Genomic DNA, 23,015 nt, shown 5'->3' with positions numbered 1-23,015 from the left:
TTTATTTTTTAAAATGCCTACCTGTTTTCAAATAGGGATTGCATATGATTTTTTTATATAAAAATTTAAACTTCATCTAGTCTTTCTAATGATATAGGTCCTAATTTCCCACCTCTAAATTCATCTAAAAGCATAACTGCGACTCTATTATAGTCAATATTACCTCTAGAAATCACTGATCCTCTTTTTTTAGCAATATTATCTAGATTGTCTAAAGGATTCTCCATAATCTCATCAAGTTTATATCTTTCCATTAGCCTTTGTCCATTATTAACTTGGAGTCTTTCTACTAATCTAAGTGCTAATTCCTCTATATCTATGACTTCATCTTTTACAGCACCTGTAAATGCCAAATTAAGTCCAACTGTCTCGTCTTCAAATCTAGGCCATAATACACCTGGAGTATCCATTAATTCTATACCTAAGCTAGTTTTTATCCATTGCTTGCTTTTAGTAACTCCCGGTCTATCACCAGTTTTAGCAATATTATTTTTTCCTAATTTATTTATAAAAGAAGATTTACCAACATTAGGTATACCAACTACCATAACCCTCGTAACTATGTTAACTAATCCTTTTTTTCTTTGTCTATCATGCTTTTCTTTTAATAACTCATCAAGCGTAATCTTTATACTTTTTAGACCTTGACCTGTAATACAATTTACAGCCAATGGCTTTATAGTATCAGTTGTAAGCTTTTTTATCCAGTCTTTGGTTACTTTGTCTTCAGCTAGATCACTTTTGTTTAGTAAAATTACTCTAGGCTTATCTTTACATATCTCATCGATCTGTGGATTGGCACTTGATTTAACGATTCTTGCATCTCTAATTTCTATTACAGCATCAACAAGTTTTAAACTCTCTCCTATTTGTCTTCTTGTCTTAGCCATATGACCTGGAAACCAATTTATTGTCATTGCCATACTATTTAATCCCTCCCATTTTATTGAACGGATAAAGCCTTACAACCGCTTTTCCTTCCAACAGATTGAGTTTTACAAACCCAACATCACTACTGCGACTATCTTTACTGAAATTTCTATTATCTCCGAGGACAAAAATTGAATCTTGTGGCACCAAAGCTTCATCATAGTCTTCCATAAAATTTTCATTTTTATAGTGCTCATTGATAATTTCATCATTTATGTACAATATATTATTGTTAATTTTAACTTTATCTCCAGCAACTGCTATAACTCTTTTTATTATTCTTTGACTTATATCAGCAGGGTACTTTATTACTACAATATCATTTCTCTTAGCCGATGTTATTCTATATGATACTTTCTCAATTATTAATTTATCATTATTTTGCACCGTAGGAACCATAGATTCACCACTCACTGTAACTATTTGGAATACGAAATTTATAATAAATACAGCGATTAAAAGTGAAATTGCTATAGATTTTACTACTGCAAAAACTTCTTTTGTCAATATATTCACCTACTTAATAAACTACTAAAGTAGTTTAATCTACTTAAATTACTTAATTGAAAACTTATGAAGAATATTTACACCTAAGTTTAATTATCTTTAAAAGTAAAAAGGGACTTTTCAGCCCCAATTTTATTTTCTCATTCTTTCTTTAACTTTTGCAGCCTTACCAACTCTATCTCTTAAGTAGAATAGTTTAGCTCTTCTAACTTTACCTAGTCTTACAATTTCAATTTTCTCGATTACTGGAGCGTTTACTGGGAATGTTTTTTCAACACCAACACCAGATGCTACTCTTCTTACTGTGAAAGTTTCTCTTAAACCGCCGTGTTGTCTTTTAAGAACGGTTCCTTCGAATACTTGGATTCTCTCCTTGTTACCTTCACTAATTTTGATGTGAACCTTAACAGTATCACCTACACTAAATTCTGGTAAGTCAGTTCTGATTTGTTCTAATTCTATTGCTCTTATAATTTCTAACATGTGCATTCCCTCCTAAAATTTTATTGTGACGTTCATGCTTATTATAATATAACAGAGGACCGTCCGTACTAGCACAAACTATATTTTATCATAAAAAAATATATATATCAACATAAAAACACTTTTTATGCTTATATATAAGATATTTTTAATTTTAAATAACTGTCTGGAAATTAATTAACCACCTGTAAAAAATAACTAGTCAGTATAACTAGTACATTTATACTTATTGCTTTCTTTCAAAAGCCTTACTTAATAGTTTTTTATCTTCCTTCGTAAGATTAAGTTTTTGAAATAAATCTGGTCTTTTTTCTTTAGTTATTAAGAGTGACTGCACCCTTCTCCATTTTCGTATGTTTTCATGATGTCCTGATGTCAATACCTCTGGGACCTTTTTACCCTCAAAGCATTCTGGTCTTGTATACTGAGGATATTCTAGTACGCCATCATAAAAAGATTCCTCTGTGAAACTCTCCGGGCAAGATAATACCCCTGGAATTAATCTACAAATACTATCGACTATAGGAATACATGCCATTTCTCCACCTGTCAAAACATAATCACCTAAAGAAATCTCCATATCTATATAGTCATAGGTTCTCTCATCAATACCTTCGTAATGTCCACATACAAATATTAATTCTTTTTCCGCGCTGAGCTTTTTTGCAATATCTTGGGTAAAAGTAATACCCCGTGGCCCCAAAAATATTACCTTTCCACCATTATGCAATTTAACATCATTAATACAGTGAACTAGCGGTTGAGTTTGCATTACCATACCTGCTCCTCCACCATAAGGAGTATCATCTACTTTTTTATGTTTGTTTATTGCATAGTCCCGAATATTACGAGGAGAAATCTCCAGTATATTTTTCTCTATGGCTCTTCCAATGATACTATAATTAAAAATATCAAACATTTCAGGGAATAGAGTTAAAATGTCTATTTTCATTCTTGCCATTCTTTTATTGGCTTAATTATTATTTCGCGTTTATTAATGTCTATACTAACTATAATATCCTTAAGCACTGGAATTAGCACTTCTTTATTTCCCTTAACCCAATATACATCATTACCCGGAGTATGAAGAACATCATATACTTTTCCAAGCTCTTCTCCACCCTGTTCGAAAACATTGCAATTTAATAAATCAGCCACATAGTAGCTATCCTCAGTCAGTTCAACTGCATCTTCTCTTTTAACCATCAAGTACTTGTTTCTATACAATTCTGCTTGCTCTATGCTGTCTATACCTTCAATTTTAAGTATTGCGTTAGCTGCTTGAAGTTTGCAACCTTCAATTTTTCTAATTTCACCATCAATATACACACTTTTTAATTTTTTAAATCTTTCAAGACTATCAGTTAGCGAAAAGACTTTAACTTCACCCTTTAAGCCATGTGTCTTACCTATCTTACCTACGCTCATAAAATCTTCCATTTAAAATCCTCCTTTCAAAATCACTTATATAAATAACTAAAACTCAAAATTTAATTAAAATAAGAGTTAGGCAGAACCTAACTCTTACTTTATTTCAACAACTACTTTTTTATTTTCTTTAACAGCAGCTGCCTTAACAACCGTTCTAATAGCTTTAGCTATTCTACCTTGTTTACCTATAACTTTTCCCATATCCTCATGAGCTACAGATAATTCAAGAAGCACTGCATGCTCATGTGCTACTTCGTTTACTACTACCATTTCTGGTTTATCAACTAAATACTTTGCCAATACTTCAAGTAACTGTTTCATGGAAAACTCCTCCATTCATTACTTACAAACTTTTCTAGTTGACTGCTATTTTGCTAAGTAACCTTTTAACTGTATCAGATGGTTGTGCACCATTTTTCATCCACTTAGTTGCTTTTTCAACATCAATTTTAATAGTAGTTGGCTCTGTTGTTGGGTTATAGTATCCTATTTCTTCTATAAATCTTCCATCTCTAGGAGCTCTTGAATCTGCAACTACTACTCTATAAAATGGAGCATGTTTAGCACCCATTCTTTTTAATCTTATTTTAACTGCCATGTATAATCACCTCCTTAAATTTAAATTTAATCATTGCTCAAGTAGTTTTATTAAAAAGGCATTTTACCAAACAGACCTTTTTTACCAGGTTTTTGGAATCCTTTTGCTTGCTTCATAAATTTCTTTGCCATTTCAAAATCTTTTAACAGCTTATTTACTTGCTGTACCAATGTGCCTGACCCATTAGCAATTCTCTTTTTTCTAGAAGAAGAACCACTAATTAAACTAGGATGTGTTCTTTCTGATATAGTCATTGATTTTATGATAGCTTCAACTTTTCCCATTTCTTTTTCGCTTTGAGACAAATCTACACCCTGTAATTCTTTTTTATTTACACCTGGCATCATTTCAACCAATTTATTCAATGGTCCAAGCTTTTTCATCTGTTGCATCATTGCTAAAAAATCATTTAGATTGAATTCTTGAGATAGCATTCTGCTTCCAAGTTCTTTTGCTTCATCTTCATTTATAGCTTCCTGTGCTTTTTCTATTAATGAAAGCACATCTCCCATACCAAGTATTCTTGATGCCATTCTATCTGGATAGAAAACTTCCAAATCATTCATTTTTTCACCAACACCAACAAATTTTATAGATTTACCAGTTATTGCTTTAATTGATAAAGCTGCACCACCTCTTGTATCACCATCTAACTTAGTCAAAATTATTCCAGTTATATCTAGCTGTGAATTAAAACTATCTGCTACATTAACTGCATCCTGACCAGTCATAGAATCTACAACAAGCATTATTTCGCTTGGTTTAACACTTGATTTTATATTTTGAAGTTCCTCCATTAAAGTTTCATCTATATGAAGTCTTCCTGCTGTATCTATTATAACTACATTATTACCATTATCTTTAGCAAAGTCTAATGATGCTTTTGCTATATCTACGGGACTCACATTCTCTCCCATGGTAAAAACCGGAACATCAATTTGTTTTCCTACTACCTGCAATTGTTTAATTGCAGCTGGCCTATATACATCACAAGCAACCAATAGTGGTTTTTTGTTTTTTCGTTTCAGTGAAAGGGCAAGTTTCCCACCCATTGTGGTTTTACCGGCACCTTGAAGACCAACAAGCATTATAACTGTTATCCCATTTATAGAAAACTCTAACTTACTTTCTGAATTACCCATTAAATCAGTTAACTCATCATTAACAATTTTGATGACCTGTTGCCCTGGTGTTAAGCTTTCTAATACTCCATTACCTAAACACTTTTCGCTAACATTTCTCACAAAATCTTTAACTACTTTATAGTTAACATCTGCTTCAAGCAATGCTAATTTCACTTCTCTCATAGCATTTTTAATATCTTTTTCGGAAAGCTTACCCTTACCTTTTAATTTTTTTATGGTATCCTGTAACTTAGAAGATAACCCTTCAAAAGCCATAATAAACCTCCTAAATGTTTTCAATAATCTGGGTTTTTATATCACATATAATCTTATTTATATTTTCATCTTTTATATTAATTTGTAAGTTATCTAATTCCGATACAATGTTTTTTAAATTTTCTTTTAGTTCATGATTTTTATTTAATAACTTTAATTTTTCTTCATATACTAAAAGCACATTATCAGATCTTTTAATGGTATCATGAATAGCTTGCCTGCTAGTATTATTTATCTCTGCTATTTCTGATAAAGAGAGGTCATTATTAAAATACATATCCATTATGTTTCTCTGCTTTTCAGTAAGCAATTCACCATAAAAATCTAATAATAAAGAAATTTCAAATCTTTTTTCCATTTCATCACCTTGCTCACAAGTCATATATTATCAGATTTTAAATGCAGTGTCAAGTAGTTTTACTTAACAGGTCAATATTTTTATATGAACCAGTGTCTTAGATCTACATTTTAAAATAAAGCCTCTACGAAATCTTTTGAATTAAACTCTTGTAAATCATCTACACCTTCACCAACGCCTATATATTTAACCGGTATATCAAGCTGATTTTTTATTGATATTACAACGCCACCTTTAGCCGTGCCGTCTAATTTAGTTAGTATTATACCATCTATATGACATATCTTCATAAATTGTTTAGCTTGCTCAACTCCATTTTGTCCTGTTGTACCATCAATTACTAATAAAGTTTCCATATGGGCCTCACTATACTCCCGCTTAATTACCCTATTTATTTTTGCTAATTCATCCATAAGATTCTTTTTATTATGTAGCCTACCTGCCGTATCACAAATTAGCACATCAACTTTTCTTGCTTTGGCCGCTTGAACAGCATCAAAAACCACAGCTGCAGGATCAGACCCCTCTTGATGTTTTATTAATTCCACGCCTGCTCTACTGCTCCAAATCTCTAACTGATCAATTGCTGCCGCTCTGAACGTATCCGCTGCAGCAATAAGAACTTTATATTTCTTGTCTTTTAGCGATGCAGCGATTTTACCAATGGAAGTGGTTTTACCAACACCATTAACCCCAATTATCAAAAGTACCTCCGGTAGATTTGCATGTTGTATTGGGTTTTCATCTTCACCTAATATGTCAATCAAAACTTCTTTTAAACATGGCCAGATTTCTTCCGGTTCTTTTATTTTATCTTCCTTCACCTTTTTTTTAAGCTTTTCAATGACATGAATAGACGTCTCTACCCCTATATCTGATGTGATTAATATTTCTTCTAGTTCCTCATATAATTCATCGTCAATTGTAATGGCTAATTTTAGTACCTCACTGACTTTTTCTGTGATGCTATTTCTTGTTTTTGCTAGTCCGTCTTTTAATTTTCCAAAAAAATTTCCAAACATTTCTACTCCTCCTTGTTTATTTTTTGTAACAAAATAATTATTATAAATATTTTTACTTATTCAAATCCACAGATACTATTTTTGACACTCCCTTTTCCTCCATGGTAACCCCATATAATACATCTCCAGCTTCCATTGTTCCCTTCCTGTGAGTTATTATAATAAACTGAACATTATCCGAAAATCTCTTTAAAAATTCAGCATACCTAACTACATTTGCATCATCAAGTGCTGCTTCAATTTCATCTAAAATGCAAAAAGGTGTTGGCTTCATCTTTAATATTGCAAATAATAATGCTATTGCGGATAAAACTTTTTCTCCACCAGACATTAAACTTATGTTTTGAAGTTTTTTCCCTGGTGGCTGAACATTAATATCAATTTTGGCAGTAAGTTCGTCGCCTTCTGTAAGTATTAAATCCGCACTTCCACCCTTAAATAATTCCGTGAAGGTTTCATTAAAATTTTGTCTTAGTATAATAAAATTTTCTGCAAATATTTGTTTCATTTTTTCAGTCATTTCACCTATTACAGTTAATAATTCGGTTTTGGCTAAAACCAAATCCTCTTTTTGACCATTCATAAAAGTGAATTTATCTTTAACTTCTTTATATTCTTCAATCGCACTTACATTAATTTTACCAAGCATTGATATTGCCGCTTTTAGTGCTATTATTTCCTTTTTAAGCTTATCAATGTCTTCAATTTCATTTTTAAATTGCAATGCTTCCGCATATGTTAATTCAAAGTCATCATTCAATTTCTGATAGTAAGTATCCTTTTCCATTTTAACTTTTGCAAGAGCTAATTCACATTTGTGCATTTCTTTTTCAATTTTTTCTAGCACTTGCGAAATATTTTCTAAATGCTCCACACTTATTTTTATATGCTCTTTAATTTTAATTCTTTTAATTTCATTGTCCTCAAATTTTTTTTCCGTTTTTTCTAGTACATTCATTATTTCTTTTACTTTTACTTCGGCACTTTGAATTGAAAATAAATTTTTGTTTTTATTTTTCATGGATTCTTCTATTTCTCTAGAAAATACAATTATTTTTTCATTATATACCAATATTTCATCATTTAATCTTTGAATTTCAGAGCCCTTATTATGTATTGTTTCATCAATTTGAGCTTTTTTTATCTTAGCATCAATAATTGATTCTTTTATATTTTCAATTTCTTGCAATTTATCTTTTAATTTAAAATCAACCTTGCTAAGACTTTGTTGTATTTCATCTTTCGCATGAATAAATCTAACAACAGATTCATTTTTTTCATCAATTTCTTTATTTCCCTTTTCAAGTTTACCCTCTTCTAATGACTTTTCAGTGTTTAGAGCCATTATATTGTTTTTTAATCTGTTTGTTTCATCTATTATTGAACTTACTTTAGCTTCCATCTTCGTTACTTCAATATTTTCAAAGTGAGCCTTATCCTTTAAATATAAGTTTTCTTCGTTTAATCTTAAAATTTCAGATTTGCTTTGTTTTATTTTTTCCAAGTAAATAAGTGATTCATCTTTTAACATATCTAAATCCTTAGCCAACTCTTTTATTTCTCTTTTTCTACCAATTATGCTTGAAGTCTTTGAATATACGCTTCCACCAGTTAATGAACCACCAACGTTTATAATTTCTCCTGATAATGTAACGATTTTATATCTAAAATTATTTTTTTTAGATATTTGGAAGGCCGAATTCATATCTTTACATATAATTGTCCTGCCTAAAATAAATGCAATAACTTCACTAAATTTCTCATCATAACTTATTAATTCATTTGCCATTCCAACAAATCCAGGATTGTTTTTAGTTTCATTATCAATTGCAAGTTTTTTACCCTTAATTATGTTTAAAGGTAAAAATGTTGCTCTTCCGAGATTATTTGCCTTCAAAAAATCTATTAATAATTTTGCCACGGTTTCATCTTTAGTTATTATATGTGATATAGATCCCCCCAAAGCAATTTCTATAGCTACTTCTAAGTTCTTTTCAACCTTTATAATTTCTCCAAGTACAAAACACTCACGAATATTTCCTACTTTACCTTCATTCACGTGTTGCATCAAATTTTTTACCGATTTATTATAACCTTCATGCTTTTTTTCCAAAGTTGTAAGTACATTAAAATTAGCTTCTGTTTTATTAATTTTAAAATTACAATTTTTCATAGTTCTTTCATTAAATGTTAGAATGTTTTGTAATTTATCGCTTTCTTTTTTATTATCCCTAACTTTGCTTTCATAGCGAACTATTTTATCTTTAAATTCTTCCATTTGACTTTCAAATACTGTTTTTGTATTCGCATTGATTTTTATTGAATTGTCGAAATTTTCAATGTTATTTTTCAAAGTATCAATTCTTTTTTTAGAGATATCCATGTTATTATTTAAAATTAATAGATGATTGGTAAATTCAATAGTTTTGTCAATGCTACTTTGCTCTTTTTCCTTAAGAGTTTTAGCTTCATCACTTTCAATCGCTATATTTCCCTCAATACCCTTAATTTTTATTTCTTCATATTGAATTTTTTCTACTATTTCCATTTGAGTATTTTTTATAATATTCAAAGAATCTTCTGATACATCCTTATTGCGTTTAAATTCTAATAAATTTTTACGAATAATATCGCTCTCATTTGATGTTTTATCAATTGCTTTTGCTAAATTATCTATTCTTTCATTTAGAATCTTTATTTCAGAGACATTATTTTGGTAAATCAACTTATTGTTGTAATATATTTGTTTTTCTTCTTGGTTTTTATTTTCAAATGTTTCAAATTCACTGTTCCAGTATTCAACATCTTTCTTAAATTGGGTTTTTCCCTCTGTGCTTTGTATTACTTCGCCATCTAATTCAGTGCCTTCATCGTGTAATCTTTTAATTTTTTCTTCAACCTTATTAATGGAGTCAATAATTATGCTAACCTCTTTGCTTTTTAATTCTTCAAAAAGTTTTAAAAATTTCTTTGCCTTTTCGCTTTCATTCATTAATGGTTCTAGTCTTTCTTCATAAGTGCTTAAAATATCTTCTATTCTAATCAAATTTTGATCTGTACTATCTAATCTCTTTTCTGCTTCTTCTTTTCTTGTTTTAAACTTAACAATTCCTGCAGCCTCTTCAAACAATTTTCGTCTTTCCTCAGTTTTACCACTTAAAATAGCATCAATTTTACCTTGACCAATAATTGAGTATCCTTCTTTTCCTATACCAGTATCCATAAAAAGCTGTTGAACATCTTTTAATCTACAAGATGTATTGTTTATTAAATATTCGCTTTCTCCTGAACGATATAATCTTCTCGAGATTGTAACATTAGAATAATCAATGTCAAGTCCAGAATCGCTATTATCCAAAGTCAAGGAAACTTGCGCCAGGCCAACTGGTTTCCTAAACTGTGTGCCAGCGAATATAATATCCTCCATTTTATCTCCTCTTAAGTTTCGTGCACTTTGTTCTCCGAGGACCCACCTAACAGCATCAGATATATTGCTTTTACCACTTCCATTTGGTCCAACTACTGCTGTAATTCCCTTTGTGAATGTTAACTCTGTTTTATCTGCAAAGGATTTAAATCCTCTTATTTCAATAGATTTTAAGAACATTAAAACACTCTCCTATTTTACCTAAATAGCATTGGCGATATAAATCCTATAATAAAAATTACAACTATACTATAAATGAATACCTTTGTATATTTATCTCTTGTCTTCTTTTTCATAATTCACCTCATATTTTTATTTTTTTCTTTAATATAAATAAAGTATATATTACTACAAATAATTTAACGTAATATATACTTTATTTAACGTGCAAGGATAGACACTATATTCTATACACCAAATTAAAATCCTTCTTTATACTTTGAGGACACATACTCATGTATGGTCATAATAATGCATTTTTCTTCTTTAGATATACTAATACTTCCACGGCTAATGGTAATATCTTGGGATATTTCTATTGAAACTGTTTTTATTTGTTTTTTTATGCCATAAAAAAAACTTTTGCCATTAGCGTAAAGTTTTGAAATGTCTTTTGGATTTATTTTCACTAAAACTTTATTAACGCCCGTGTCACTTTTAAAATTATTCACTATAACATCATATAATAAATCATTATATATACTGCCTTCAACTAATTCTCTAAATGCAGGATGAAATGGACCTGCAACTAAATCATTGCCTTCTGAGATTTCAACAGTTGGCTGTAATCCTATCCTGATCACATTTATTTGGTTTGCTACCATCATAATGTAAATAATCTTACTTATGTTTACTGCTTCACTTAATGAATAAGGTTTGAATTCTTGCTTTATATACATGCTCTCCATAGGTGTATCTTTAATCACAAGTGCCGGATATATCCGACAAATATCTGGCTTAAGATCAATCGCTCTTTTGGCTGTCTCTATATCTTTATTTATATTATCTCCTGGAAGGCCTATCATTATTTGGTGTCCTAAAACAAAACCATACTGCTTTATAAGTTTTGAAGCATTCACTACATCACTTGCAGTGTGACCTCTTCCAGACTTTAATAACACTTCTTCATCAAGGGATTGTACTCCGAGTTCTATAATATCTACAGAGTATTTTTTTAGATTGCTCAATATTTTATCATCAATATAATCTGGCCTTGTAGATAATCTAATGAATTTTATTTTATTATCATCTTTAAATTTCTTAGCAACAGTTAAAAGTTCTATTTGCTTTTCCATTTTTATAGCTGTGAAAGTTCCTCCAAAAAATGATACCTCAATAATAGCATCATCATTATTTATTGTTTTCAAATATTCATTTACCGTTTGCTCCACATACATTGCATCAACTTTTGTTGATGTTCCTGTTATGCTATTTTGATTACAAAATACACAATCATGTGGGCAACCCTCATGTGGAACGAAAATAGGAATAATGTAATGCAAATTACTCATGCACATCCTCCTGATTCATCATAACCTGTTTTGCTGCATTTTGCTCTGCTTCTTTTTTACTATAACCTTGCCCTGAGCCTTTTACACAATCATTTATTAATAGGCTTACAAAAAATTTTCTCTTGTGTGGTGGCCCTTCAAATTTCACAAGTTCATAGCAAATATTTACTTCCCCATTCTGCTGAAATATTTCCTGAAGCTTAGTCTTATAATCCAAAACTATCTCGTTGCTAATTGCTTTCTCAATGATTTCTTTAAAGTTGTTAAGTATAAATGAATTAGAATATTCTATTCCTTTATCCAAATATACAGCAGCAATTATTGCTTCAACACAATCAGCCAATATTGAAACTCTATTTCTACCACCAGTAATTTCTTCACCTTTGCTCATGTTCATGTACTTTCCAAGTTCCCATACGTTTGCAATATCGCACAGCGAATTTTCGCAAACAATTAGGGACCTAATTTTAGTTAAGTATCCTTCAGGTTTTTCCGTAAAGCGACTGTATAAGTATTTGGATATTACAAGTTGTAATACAGAATCGCCCAAGAACTCAAGCCTTTCATTAAATTCAACCTTCTTTTTCTGATTTGCATAGGAACTGTGGGTTATTGCTGTTTTCAATAACTCTTTATCACTAAAATTCAATTTCAGTTCCTTCTCAAGTTCCTGTAATTTTATATCGTACTTCATAATCATTCCTCCTTTTCGGAAGTTTATTTAAACAATGTTTTCTTCATTCGCAAGATTCTTCAAGTTTATTATTCAATTTACTTAGCCTGACAAATAAAACAATACATTTACTGGTTATCTTAGAAAGATAACTTTTATAGTAAATTCAAAAATAAGTTTGAAAAAGCTAAAGGCCCGCAATACTGCGGGACCTTATGTTACTCTTCTGAGTGAATTTTAATATATTCCACTATATCGCCAACAGTCGCAATTTTCTCAACATCTTCATCCGGAATTTCTATATCGTACTCTTCTTCGAGTGCCATAATTAATTCTACGATATCAAGAGAATCAGCGCCTAAATTATTCATAAAAGATGATTCCATTTTTATTTCTTCTTCATCTATGCTTAATTGCGATGCTATACACGCTCTAATTTTTTCAAACATAATATACTCACCTCCTTACCTTTCTATATTATACCTAACAATTATTACAAGTTCTCATTTATGTTCTTTTCCTGCTGAGATAATTTTTCAATTTCTAATTTTAATTTATCTACAACATTATTTTCATAAAATATTGTAGCTTGTCTAATTGCATTTTTAAAAGCTTTAGAATCTGAACTACCATGAGCTTTTATGCAAATCCCATTTACTCCGAGAAATGCAGCTCCGCCATATTCTTTATAGTCGAAATCCTTTTTAAAGCTTTTAAAAATTGGTTTTAATAGCATTCCTCCAAATTTAGTTCTGAAGGATCCCATTGTTCTTGTTTTTAATAAATCAAATACACTAGCAACGACACCTTCATATAGCTTTAAAATTACATTTCCTGTAAACCCATCACAAACTATAACATTGACGTCTCCAGTTGGAATTTCTCTAGCTTCCACATTGCCTACAAAATTTAAATCTGCTTCTTTTAATAGTTTATGAGCTGATTTTGAAAGTTCATTACCCTTTTCTTCTTCAGTTCCTATATTCACAAGACCTACTGATGGATTAGCTATTTTTAAAATGTTTTCAAAATATGTTTTCCCCATAAGTCCAAATTGCACTAAATAATGAGGTTTACATTCTGCATTTGCTCCACAGTCAATTATCATAAAGGGGCCTTTTTTACCTGGCACTATTGGTGCTAGAGCCGGTCTATCTATACCTTTTATTCTTCCTACTATAAGTGTACATCCAGCTAAAAAAGCACCTGTACTTCCAGCTGAAATAATAGCATCTGCCTCTCCATTTTTCACAAGATTCAATGCTTTTACGAGGCTTGAATTCTTTTTGCGTTTAACCGCCATTACAGGATGTTCATTTGTACTAATAACTTCTATAGCATCAACAATTTTTATTTTGTTACAATCATAAGTATACTTCTTTAGTTCTTCGCGAATTAATTGTTCAGGACCAGTTATTACTATATCTATATCATATTCTTTTATAGCTGCGATGCAACCTTCAACCACAGCATTTGGAGAAAAATCTCCACCCATTCCATCTACAACAACTACCATTTTAAACCCTCACTTTAAATGTGCATTATAACAAACAAATAAATACAAATAAATATTTATTTATATTTATTTGTTTGTTTATATTATATACCATAGTGCGCAAATAATTCTAGTATTAATAATACCAGAATACAAATATAATTGTATTTAAAAAATAAAAAGAAAGTCTTTCGACTTTCCTTTTTATTTTTGCTCCATTGAAACAACTTCTCTATTTTTGTAATATCCACAGTTTTTACATACTCTGTGCGAAAGTTTCATATCGTGGCACTGAGGACACTCAACTATTCCTGGTAAACCAAGTTTAAATGTTTGCGCTCTTCGAGAATCTCTTCTACCTTTAGAAAATTTTCTAGCAGGATTTCCCATTGTAACACCTCCTTAATCAGTTAAAAACAGTTCTTTTAGTTTTGCCAACCTTGGATCAACATCGTCAATTGCACATTTACATGCACTATGATTTAGATTGATTCCACAATGATGGCATAACCCTTTGCAATCTTTATTACAAAGTTTTTTTATAGGCAGCATAGAAATGATATTATTTTCCATAATTTCATTTAAATCTAATCTATCATTTTCAATAAAAATAATATCCTCATCTTCACTCTTTAGAGTTTTTGACAATCTTTCATTTAATTCAATATGTATTGAATAAGAAAAAGTCTCAAGACACCTAGAACAAGCAAGTAATAGTTCTGTCTCCATACTTCCAGTTAAATCTATTTCATCATCGATAGATTTTAAAATTAAATGCGTTTTAACTGGTTTAGAAAATTGTACAAATTCATTATCATAGAAAAACTTATCTTTTTCCAAATCTAAATGAAGTTCTTTTCTTTTGTTTTTATTACTAAATAATTCTGAAACGTCTATTACCATATTATCCACTCTGAAAAACTAAATACTATTTAGTTCTAGTTCTTCTCATATAAAGAAAATCTTTATACCTTGTATAAAAAAATACACAGCTCGAGCAAAGCTTCCGCGTCCCTCCTAACTAAATAGTTTTTTACTTACATCAAACACAGTTAATTATATAAACAATACAGTAAAAAGTCAAGAATTATTTATTATAGACATTAGCAATAATTTTATTTTATTAAAGCCTTCGTGTCTCTTGCTATTACTAATTCTTCATTTGTTGGTATAACAAGTATTTTAGTTTTAGAATCTTCTGTACTTATTTCTGCCTCTTTTCCGCGAATCTTATTCTTTGCCTTATCTAAGACTGCTCCCAAGAACTCTAGTCCCTTGCATATATCTTCTCTTGTTTCTGGAGAGTTTTCACCAAGTCCGGCAGTGAATATAATTGCATCTACTCCGCCCATTACTGCAGCATAAGATCCTATAAATTTCTTAACTTTATAGACAAATATATCAAGCGCTAACTGTGCTCTATGATTTCCATCTTTCCATGCAGCATCTTCTATATCTCTAAAGTCACTGCTTACCCCTGATATTCCTAAAACGCCTGATTTTTTATTCATTAAATCATTAGCTTCATCAATTGTTAATTTTAATTCTTGCATTATATATATTATTATAGCTGGGTCTATATTTCCGCATCTAGTTCCCATAGCTATTCCTTCAAGTGGAGTAAATCCCATACTTGTTTCTACTGATTTACCATTTTGCACTGCAGAAATACTTGCTCCATTTCCTAAGTGACAAGTAATTAATTTTAGATCTTTTATGTCTTTACCCATCATTTTTGCAGCTTTATCTGAAACATATTTGTGAGATGTTCCGTGGAATCCATATTTTCTAATACCATGTTTAGTATAAAGGTCATACGGAAGTGGGTATATATATGCAACTTCTGGCATTGTCTGATGAAACGCGGTATCAAATGTAGCTACCATAGGCGTACTAGACATTAATGCTTTACAAGCATTAATCCCGATTATATTAGCTGGATTATGAAGTGGTGCAAGTTTTGCACATTCTTCTAAGTTCTTCATCACTTCATCATTAATTATAACTGATTCTGCATATTTTTCTCCACCATGAACAATTCTATGTCCCACTGCATCTATTTCTGATAAATCTTTAATAACACCATGATCACAATCTACAAGTGCGCCAATTACTAATCTAATAGCATCTGTATGATCTTTCATAGTCTCTTCAATAATATATTTTTCCCCATTAACCTTTTGCGTTAATTTTGAACCTTCCATTCCTATTCTTTCTATTAATCCGAGTGCTAAACATTCTTCATTTTCCATGTTTATTAATTGATACTTAAGTGATGAACTTCCACAGTTTATGACTAATACTTTCATTAAATTTTCCTCCTAATAATATATATTTAAATTATATGTTTTATATAAGTTTATTTTGAATTTGAGCTTGAACCGCAGTAACTGCAACAACATTAACTATGTCATCCACACTGCATCCTCTTGATAAATCATTTATAGGCTTTGCAAATCCTTGACAAACCGGTCCGATAGCTTTTGCTTTAGCAAATCTTTGCACTAATTTATATCCAATATTTCCAGATTGTATGTCTGGAAATATTAAAACGTTTGCGTTTCCAGCTACAGTACTATTTGGTGCTTTTTGTTTTGCTACACTAGCAACAATCGCTGCATCTAACTGAAGTTCTCCGTCAATTTGTAAATCAGGTCTAGCCTTCTTTGCAATTTCAGTAGCATTTACTACTTTATCAACTAATTCATGCTTTGCACTTCCTCTAGTTGAAAAAGACAACATTGCAACCTTAGGTTCAAAATCGCATAACAATCTTGCATTATCTGCAGTGCTAATAGCTATAGCTGCTAGGTCCTCCGCATTAGGGTTTATATTAACAGCGGAATCTGCAAATAAAAGCAGTCCATCTTCTCCATATTCATCGTGAGGCAATTCCATTATAAAGAAACTTGAAATAATCTTAATTCCTGGTGCAGTTTTAATAATTTGCATTCCAGGCCTAAGTAAATCTCCTGTATAATGTACAGCTCCGGAAACCATTCCATCAGCTTCTCCCATCTTAAGCATCATAGTTCCAAAATACACACAATCTTGCATTGTTTCAGACGCTTTTTCTAGAGTCATTCCTTTATTTTTTCTTATCTCATAAAATTCCTTTGCATAAAAATCAGTTCTTTCAGAAGTTTTTGGGTCTACAATTTCTATACCTTCAATGCTAACTGATAACTTAGCTGCTTTTGCTTGTATTACACTTTTATCTCCTATTAATATTACCTCGGCTAGTGAATTATTTTTGATGATTTCACTAGCTTTTATAGTCCTCTCTTCTTCTCCCTCTGGAAGTACTATTCTTTTTTTATCTGCCTGTGCCAATTTACACATTCTAGCTATAAATGCCATTCTTATTGCCCCTCTCGTTTATTATCAACTTAATATACAATAATAATATACACCCTTTGCCCTATACATTTCAACATAAAACTACAAAATCATTTACATATATTATATTTTAAATATTCTTAATTTTCATCCTTTTTGTCTTTTTTGAAATATATGTACTTTAATTAATTCATTTTATATTATATAATATATATAAGTTTTAACGACATTTCAGAATATAATTATTGCATTATTTTTAGTGGTTTCTCTTTAGACATAAATTATTAGCTTATATTTATATGAGCTAGTATAGTCGGAAAACAATAATTAACAATTTCCATATTTAAGTATTAAAAGTGCTTATTTGAATGAAAAGTTATATTTGAATTAATTACGGATATGACAAAAAGACTTTTTTATACACTATTTTAAAAAAGCCGTAGGCTGGTTATTGAATTGAAATTTATTTTAAATTACGCAGCTATATTTTTAAGAGTTGGGAAAATATCGGCAAGGGCTATTAATCTTTCTGATGCCCAAGCATCTATGAAACAGCAAAATGCACCAAGAAATACCCTTGTTATTCTACACCCAACAGAATAAATAATTGCATCTTCAGCATGAAAATTGTTATTTATTCTATCCCAACATCTTTCAGTAGTTGAACGTCTTTTATAAAGAGATTTCCATTGTTTTGAACCTCTTAATATTGGAGTGAAATACCTTGGGTTGTCTAATGTTTTAGTGTAATAAGATTTATTGCTTTTCATAGGACATTTTTCACAGTTTTCACATTGAACTGGGAATAACCATTTATGTCTATATTGTTTACTAATAATTCCCCAATTACGAAGCTGATGTCCACAAACAGTTCCGTGTGGAATAGCATTCTTATCAAGTTTAACAAATTCACTATTTGATGAAGGTTTTGAAGAACGTGAATTTAAATCAATAATAGGATTTATTCCATAATGCATGCATAAAAGATAAAAAGCATTAGCATCATAAGCAGAATCTAAGGCTACAGAATGAAATTTAATTTCAGGATATAAATCCACAAGTTCTTTAAGTGCATAAACGCCAGTAACAGCATCATGGCGTGCCGCGCTAACAAATTTAATATGGATAGGTAGGCTGTAAAAGCTATCACAGGCAGTAAATCCGTGATAGGTATGACCATAGTAATAATGTTCATTAAAGCTATCCCAACCCCAGCTAGCACTGGGGTCGGTAAACTTTCGATAACAGTCACAATGTTCTCCTGGTTTAAGTTTGCAATCACAAACTTTTTTACCGTAAGGCGAAGCCTGTGTTGGCATACAGGTTCCGTCGCCAGCAATATTTAGTTTAGAAGGATCGCCCAAAATACCCATTGATAAAGAAGGAATAACAAATAATTCTTTAAGTATGTTGTTCATTTTGGATTCGCTTCTGTCAAGGAGCTTTGAATTATCATATTTTAAGATTCTTTTAACTAAACGGTCAACTACACCAGACTTGGAGTTATTCATCTTTTGGTTTTTCTTTTGTTTTTTACGTGGTTTACGTTTAATTTTACGCAGTTTGGATTTATTAAGGATCTTATCCTTATGAATCAGCCTATCCATAAAATCATAAAAAGTACCTACACCAGGAATTCGGTCAACATGTATGCCTTCGGCTTTAGAGTCTGAATAGCAAGCGGGTATAAAGCCAGATAAAATTGAATAGAAAGGGTCTGAACGTAATGTTTTTACCCAAGATGATATACTAGTTTCTTTACAATAAGCCATGATAATAAGTGACCTGAGTAATGCTACCGCATCTTTGGGCGGAGCCCCTTGATTAGATTTAGAGTAAGTACTTTCTATTAGAGGGACAATTCCGGTTAGGTCGGTAGACCAGATTTTAGTTATTTGTGAACTACGCTCAAACAAAGTGATTTGTTGATTGGTTTGAATATAGAATTTTTCTAAAAATGTTTCAAGAAAATATTGATATTGAGAATGAGAAACCTTAACAGTTAACATAAAAACACTCCTCGCAAATGAAATAATGTAAAAAAATATACATATTTAATTTTGCGAATTTTTACTAGCTGTCAAGTCTTATTTCACAATGTTTAAGTAAAAAAGATTAAAAGTAATACGAATAGCTTAAATTTTCTAGGTTATTCGTACAATATGAGGCACCACGAATTTTTGAGGTGAAGTTGATTTTTGAGCAAAATGAATCAAGAGTTAGCAGTACCTTAAGAGTTTCCGAGAGTGCACATGAGCTTTCATGAGGTGATTTAATGAATATTTCAGGTATAATTGTTGAATATAATCCATTACATAACGGTCACGTATATCATATTAATAAAACCAAGGAGCTCACAAACTGTGATGCCTTAATTTGTGTTATGAGTGGGAATTTTACTCAACGTGGTATTCCATCAAGTATAGACAAATGGACAAAAACTAAAATGGCATTAAATAACGGAGTAGATTTAGTAATAGAGCTACCAACTATCTACAGCGTGTCATCAGCAGATTTTTTTTCCTTTGGCGCTGTAAGTCTTCTAAACAGCTTAGGAGTAGTGGATAATATTTGCTTTGGTAGTGAACATGGAAATATTAATGATTTATATAATATTTCCAATATATTACTTCAAGAACCTATTGAATTTAAATCACTGTTAAAAACTTATTTATCAAAAGGTATCACTTACCCTTTAGCAAGATCTAATGCACTTTATGATTATTTAATGAATTCAAAATTGGACATATCAGACTTATTATTAGATAACTGCCTAAATTCACCTAATAATATACTAGGTATAGAGTATTGTAAAAGCTTAATCAAGTTAAAAAGTTCTATTACACCTTACACATTAAAAAGAGAAGGTGCATCTTATAACAGTGATCTTTTACATAATGAATTTTCAAGCGCGACAGCTATAAGAAAATTTTTGAAAGAAAATGGTTCTTTAATAAAACTTGCAGGTCATATCCCAAGTTCAGTATTAACTGAACTTCAAAACTTATACTCGAAAAATTATGAATTTACATTTGAAGATTCCATGTTCCCGTATATTAAACATAAATCTGCTACATCAAAAAATTCTTTAGTAAATTTACCAGACGTATCTGAGGGTCTTGATAATAGGATTATTAGCTCCTTACAAAATAGTTTAAGTTACTCTAGTGCACTGGCCAATATAAAAAGCAAACGCTACACTTACACTCGCATTAGTAGAATATTATGTCAATATTTTATAGGATTTGATATCTTTGATACTAAAAAATTAAGATCAATGCCTTGTCCTTATGCTCGAATTTTAGGATTTAACTCAAATGGAAAGTCAATTCTAAAATCTATAAAATCAAACAGTAGCATTCCGCTTTATACTAAAATTCCTAAAAAGTGCAATGACACCATGCAACTAGATACTCAGTCTACAAGGGCTTATAGCATTATAAATAGTAGTATAAGTCATAATAGCGATTATTTGATATCGCCTATAATTATAAAGTAAAAATAAATGCTGCTATCATAAATAGATAGTAGCATTTATTATATTTAAAATTAGTGTTTCCAACACATAAATTTATGAAAATTTAAATATATTTAATACAGTAATACTTAAAAAGGGGTCTAACATTGAAATTACTATTAATTATATTATTAATTTTCATAATATTATTATTATTTGAACTATTTAAAGCTTTGAAGATAAATCTATCAATAACATTAATTTGTTCTCTTTTTATTCTACAAATAATAATAGCTCCTAATATTTGTATCCAGTACACTATCTCTGGTGCAAAATTGTTTTTCAATTCAATTTTTCCTTCTCTTTTTCCATTTTTAGTTGTAATAAATATTATAATAAGCTACGACGGCATTCATATTTATTCTAAATTGTTAGGCAATCTAATTTGTAAACCCTTAAAGCTACCAAAAGAATGTAACTTTGCTCTTTTAGTTAGTTTACTATGTGGTTATCCCCTTGGTGCGAGATACACTTGCGATTTGTACGAAAAAAATATAATTGATTTAAATACCTGTGAACGATTGCTAAATATAGCTTCTAATGCAAGCCCACTTTTTATTATAGGCGCAGTGGGCGCTTCTATGATGTCAAATGCTAAAATTGGTTATATGTTAATACTCTCTAATATTCTCTCTTGCATGTTTATGGGATTTATTATTCCCTCAAAAGATTCTTATTTTAAAATTAAAAATAGAGGTGACAATTTTTCAAGAAACCATCCACCCACCACAAATATTGGCATGATATTGAAAAACAGTATTGAAGATGCCATGAAGAATGCCTTAAATATCGGTGGTTTTATTGTAATATTCTCCGTAATAACAGGATTAATTAAAGACAATGTAATATTTCACATTGCCCTTAATAAGTTTTCTTTAATTATTGGCTGTTCTGGGAATTTTATAGAAGGGTTATTATTAGGAATGTTAGAGATGACTAACGGATGCTATTTAATATCCTCTAGTAATTCAAATCTGTATGTAAAACTTCCAGTTTTGAGTTTTTTAATTGCTTTTAGTGGTTTGTCTATAATTTCTCAAGTTTATAGCTATACCTATAAATATGATGTCTCAATAAAAAAATACATTGCTCGAAAGTTTATTCAAGGCATAATTTCCTCAATTTTAACGCTGATTCTATATTGTATTTTTCTACATACTACATCGGTTTTTACTTTTAATAATGTAAGTATATATAAAGTTAGTAATTTATATTTTTTAATATTAATCATTTTATTTATCCCGATATTCCTTATAAATATAGTTAAACTATTTCATACTTCTTAGCTCTTTTACATTATCTCTTATTGAAGTTGTGGTATCCGTAACTTCTCCTTGTAGAGATATTAAAAAATCTTGAACATCGCCCTTAATCTTATGAAGCATTTTCTGACCTTTTAATTCAATCTCTTTATCTAATTGGGATAATATTTCATCCGCATAATCTTTAGCCCCAAGCCTCATAATTTTAGCATCTCTCTGAGCTGATGCTATAATTTCTTCAGCTCGAGTTTGTGCTTCTTTAACTAAGTCTTGCTTTTCAACTCTTCTTCTTATTTTATCAATGGTCTCTTCTTCAAAAATTTCAGCTTGTTTTTTTGAATCAACAAGAATTCTTTCTTTTTCATCACAAATCCACTGAGCCTTTTTAAACTCATCTGGCAAATGACTCATAATTTGATCAATTATATCTAATATTTCTCTTTTATTTACAACCACCTTACCTGTAACAGGTATTTTAGAAGAACTTTCAACAATTTCTTGAAGGTATTCTAAAAGTTTTATAACATCCATATTTCCCCCCTATTTAGAATTAATTTTCCTAATAATATCTGGAATAATTTCCTCAGGTACTAATTCTTCAATACATCCTCCAAGCATTGCAACCTGTTTAACTGAAGAGGAACTTATATAGCTATATTCTGTCTTTGTCATCATGAACACAGTTTCCTTACTTGGATCCAATTTGTTATTCATTGATGCCATTTGAAACTCATATTCAAAATCTAAAACACTTCTGAGTCCCTTCACAATGACACTAGCGCCCTCTTGATTCATTAGTTGAACAAGTAAACCACTAAACTTCTTCACGCGTACATTGGGTAAATTTTTAACTACATTTTTTATTTGTTCTATTCTCTCATCTACAGAGAAGAGACATTTTTTCTCAGGGTTAACAAGCACTCCTACGATTAATTCATCATAAACTCTAGACGCCCTCTTAATAATATCCAAATGTCCGTTAGTTATTGGATCAAAACTTCCAGGGCAAATTGCTTTTTTCATCTTATTCCTCCACGTTTTCCTCTGAGGTAGGTAACAATT

General features: G+C 30.5%; 25 protein-coding genes. 2 read left to right on the top strand and 23 right to left on the bottom strand.

Features of this window, described 5'->3' with window-relative positions:
- Window positions 1-65 precede the first annotated feature (65 nt).
- The 21 genes from ylqF to ACWJKP_RS08400 form a co-directional block, all read right to left on the bottom strand.
- Complete coding sequence (gene ylqF / locus ACWJKP_RS08500) at window positions 66-917, bottom strand: ribosome biogenesis GTPase YlqF (RefSeq protein WP_165414027.1); 852 nt, start codon at window positions 915-917, stop codon at window positions 66-68.
- A 7-nt stretch (window positions 918-924) separates the two neighbouring features.
- Entirely contained in the window at window positions 925-1,437 is a 513-nt protein-coding gene (gene lepB, locus ACWJKP_RS08495) for a signal peptidase I (protein ID WP_165414007.1), read from the bottom strand.
- Between the two features lie 132 nt (window positions 1,438-1,569).
- Window positions 1,570-1,920 carry a 50S ribosomal protein L19 gene (gene rplS, locus ACWJKP_RS08490; protein WP_165414008.1) on the bottom strand — a complete coding sequence of 117 codons (351 nt, stop codon included), beginning with the start codon at window positions 1,918-1,920 and terminating at the stop codon, window positions 1,570-1,572.
- A 226-nt stretch (window positions 1,921-2,146) separates the two neighbouring features.
- Window positions 2,147-2,872: a tRNA (guanosine(37)-N1)-methyltransferase TrmD gene (gene trmD, locus ACWJKP_RS08485; protein WP_165414009.1), complete on the bottom strand. Its 726-nt coding sequence runs from the start codon at window positions 2,870-2,872 to the stop codon at window positions 2,147-2,149.
- Window positions 2,869-3,360 (bottom strand): ribosome maturation factor RimM, encoded by a 492-nt coding sequence (rimM, locus tag ACWJKP_RS08480; protein ID WP_165414010.1) that lies wholly within the window; start codon window positions 3,358-3,360, stop codon window positions 2,869-2,871. The genes trmD and rimM overlap by 4 nt, the downstream gene beginning before the upstream one ends.
- 84 nt (window positions 3,361-3,444) lie before the next feature.
- Window positions 3,445-3,672 carry a KH domain-containing protein gene (locus tag ACWJKP_RS08475; RefSeq protein WP_165414011.1) on the bottom strand — a complete coding sequence of 76 codons (228 nt, stop codon included), beginning with the start codon at window positions 3,670-3,672 and terminating at the stop codon, window positions 3,445-3,447.
- Between the two features lie 34 nt (window positions 3,673-3,706).
- Window positions 3,707-3,949, bottom strand: a complete 243-nt coding sequence (gene rpsP, locus ACWJKP_RS08470; protein WP_165414012.1) for a 30S ribosomal protein S16 — start codon at window positions 3,947-3,949, stop codon at window positions 3,707-3,709.
- A 50-nt stretch (window positions 3,950-3,999) separates the two neighbouring features.
- Window positions 4,000-5,349, bottom strand: a complete 1,350-nt coding sequence (gene ffh, locus ACWJKP_RS08465) for a signal recognition particle protein (protein WP_165414013.1) — start codon at window positions 5,347-5,349, stop codon at window positions 4,000-4,002.
- A gap of 10 nt (window positions 5,350-5,359) precedes the next feature.
- On the bottom strand, window positions 5,360-5,707 hold the full coding sequence (locus ACWJKP_RS08460; RefSeq protein WP_165414014.1) for a putative DNA-binding protein: 348 nt from the start codon (window positions 5,705-5,707) through the stop codon (window positions 5,360-5,362).
- 110 nt (window positions 5,708-5,817) lie between these two features.
- Window positions 5,818-6,729 (bottom strand): signal recognition particle-docking protein FtsY, encoded by a 912-nt coding sequence (gene ftsY, locus ACWJKP_RS08455; RefSeq protein WP_165414015.1) that lies wholly within the window; start codon window positions 6,727-6,729, stop codon window positions 5,818-5,820.
- Window positions 6,730-6,781: 52 nt separating this feature from the next.
- A complete protein-coding gene (gene smc, locus ACWJKP_RS08450; protein ID WP_165414016.1) occupies window positions 6,782-10,336 on the bottom strand; it encodes a chromosome segregation protein SMC in 3,555 nt (1,184 codons plus the stop codon).
- A 17-nt stretch (window positions 10,337-10,353) separates the two neighbouring features.
- The gene (locus ACWJKP_RS08445; protein ID WP_165414017.1) at window positions 10,354-10,452 is read right to left on the bottom strand and encodes a DUF4044 domain-containing protein; all 99 of its coding nucleotides are present in this window, start codon (window positions 10,450-10,452) and stop codon (window positions 10,354-10,356) included.
- A 123-nt stretch (window positions 10,453-10,575) separates the two neighbouring features.
- Window positions 10,576-11,667, bottom strand: coding sequence for an elongator complex protein 3 (locus ACWJKP_RS08440; RefSeq protein WP_165414018.1), 1,092 nt, complete (start codon window positions 11,665-11,667; stop codon window positions 10,576-10,578).
- Window positions 11,660-12,361, bottom strand: a complete 702-nt coding sequence (gene rnc, locus ACWJKP_RS08435; protein ID WP_411955884.1) for a ribonuclease III — start codon at window positions 12,359-12,361, stop codon at window positions 11,660-11,662. The genes ACWJKP_RS08440 and rnc overlap by 8 nt, the downstream gene beginning before the upstream one ends.
- Window positions 12,362-12,558: 197 nt before the next feature.
- Window positions 12,559-12,792: an acyl carrier protein gene (gene acpP / locus ACWJKP_RS08430; RefSeq protein ID WP_304518712.1), complete on the bottom strand. Its 234-nt coding sequence runs from the start codon at window positions 12,790-12,792 to the stop codon at window positions 12,559-12,561.
- Window positions 12,793-12,833: 41 nt separating this feature from the next.
- Complete coding sequence (plsX, locus tag ACWJKP_RS08425; protein WP_165414021.1) at window positions 12,834-13,856, bottom strand: phosphate acyltransferase PlsX; 1,023 nt, start codon at window positions 13,854-13,856, stop codon at window positions 12,834-12,836.
- Window positions 13,857-14,039: 183 nt separating this feature from the next.
- On the bottom strand, window positions 14,040-14,225 hold the full coding sequence (rpmF, locus tag ACWJKP_RS08420) for a 50S ribosomal protein L32 (protein WP_165414022.1): 186 nt from the start codon (window positions 14,223-14,225) through the stop codon (window positions 14,040-14,042).
- A 12-nt stretch (window positions 14,226-14,237) separates the two neighbouring features.
- On the bottom strand, window positions 14,238-14,738 hold the full coding sequence (locus tag ACWJKP_RS08415) for a YceD family protein (protein WP_165414023.1): 501 nt from the start codon (window positions 14,736-14,738) through the stop codon (window positions 14,238-14,240).
- 212 nt (window positions 14,739-14,950) lie between these two features.
- The gene (locus ACWJKP_RS08410; RefSeq protein ID WP_165414024.1) at window positions 14,951-16,144 is read right to left on the bottom strand and encodes an acetate/propionate family kinase; all 1,194 of its coding nucleotides are present in this window, start codon (window positions 16,142-16,144) and stop codon (window positions 14,951-14,953) included.
- Window positions 16,145-16,184: 40 nt separating this feature from the next.
- Complete coding sequence (gene pta, locus ACWJKP_RS08405; protein WP_165414025.1) at window positions 16,185-17,195, bottom strand: phosphate acetyltransferase; 1,011 nt, start codon at window positions 17,193-17,195, stop codon at window positions 16,185-16,187.
- A 452-nt stretch (window positions 17,196-17,647) separates the two neighbouring features.
- Window positions 17,648-19,183 (bottom strand): transposase, encoded by a 1,536-nt coding sequence (locus ACWJKP_RS08400; protein WP_224578784.1) that lies wholly within the window; start codon window positions 19,181-19,183, stop codon window positions 17,648-17,650.
- Window positions 19,184-19,449: 266 nt separating this feature from the next.
- Here ACWJKP_RS08400 and ACWJKP_RS08395 point away from each other — a divergent pair, with 266 nt between their 5' ends.
- Both ACWJKP_RS08395 and ylbJ read left to right on the top strand, forming a co-directional pair.
- Entirely contained in the window at window positions 19,450-20,673 is a 1,224-nt protein-coding gene (locus ACWJKP_RS08395; RefSeq protein WP_165413704.1) for a nucleotidyltransferase, read from the top strand.
- 125 nt (window positions 20,674-20,798) lie between these two features.
- Entirely contained in the window at window positions 20,799-21,977 is a 1,179-nt protein-coding gene (gene ylbJ / locus ACWJKP_RS08390; protein ID WP_165413703.1) for a sporulation integral membrane protein YlbJ, read from the top strand.
- Here ylbJ and ACWJKP_RS08385 read toward each other — a convergent pair.
- Entirely contained in the window at window positions 21,960-22,484 is a 525-nt protein-coding gene (locus ACWJKP_RS08385) for an ATPase (protein WP_165413702.1), read from the bottom strand. The two genes, ylbJ and ACWJKP_RS08385, sit on opposite strands and share 18 nt — an antisense overlap.
- A 9-nt stretch (window positions 22,485-22,493) precedes the next feature.
- Complete coding sequence (coaD, locus tag ACWJKP_RS08380; protein ID WP_165413701.1) at window positions 22,494-22,976, bottom strand: pantetheine-phosphate adenylyltransferase; 483 nt, start codon at window positions 22,974-22,976, stop codon at window positions 22,494-22,496.
- Between the last annotated feature and the right edge of the window lie 39 nt (window positions 22,977-23,015).

The sequence above is a fragment of the Clostridium sp. CM037 genome, from assembly GCF_055081095.1.
This window is presented reverse-complemented; position numbering and strand designations above follow the sequence as displayed.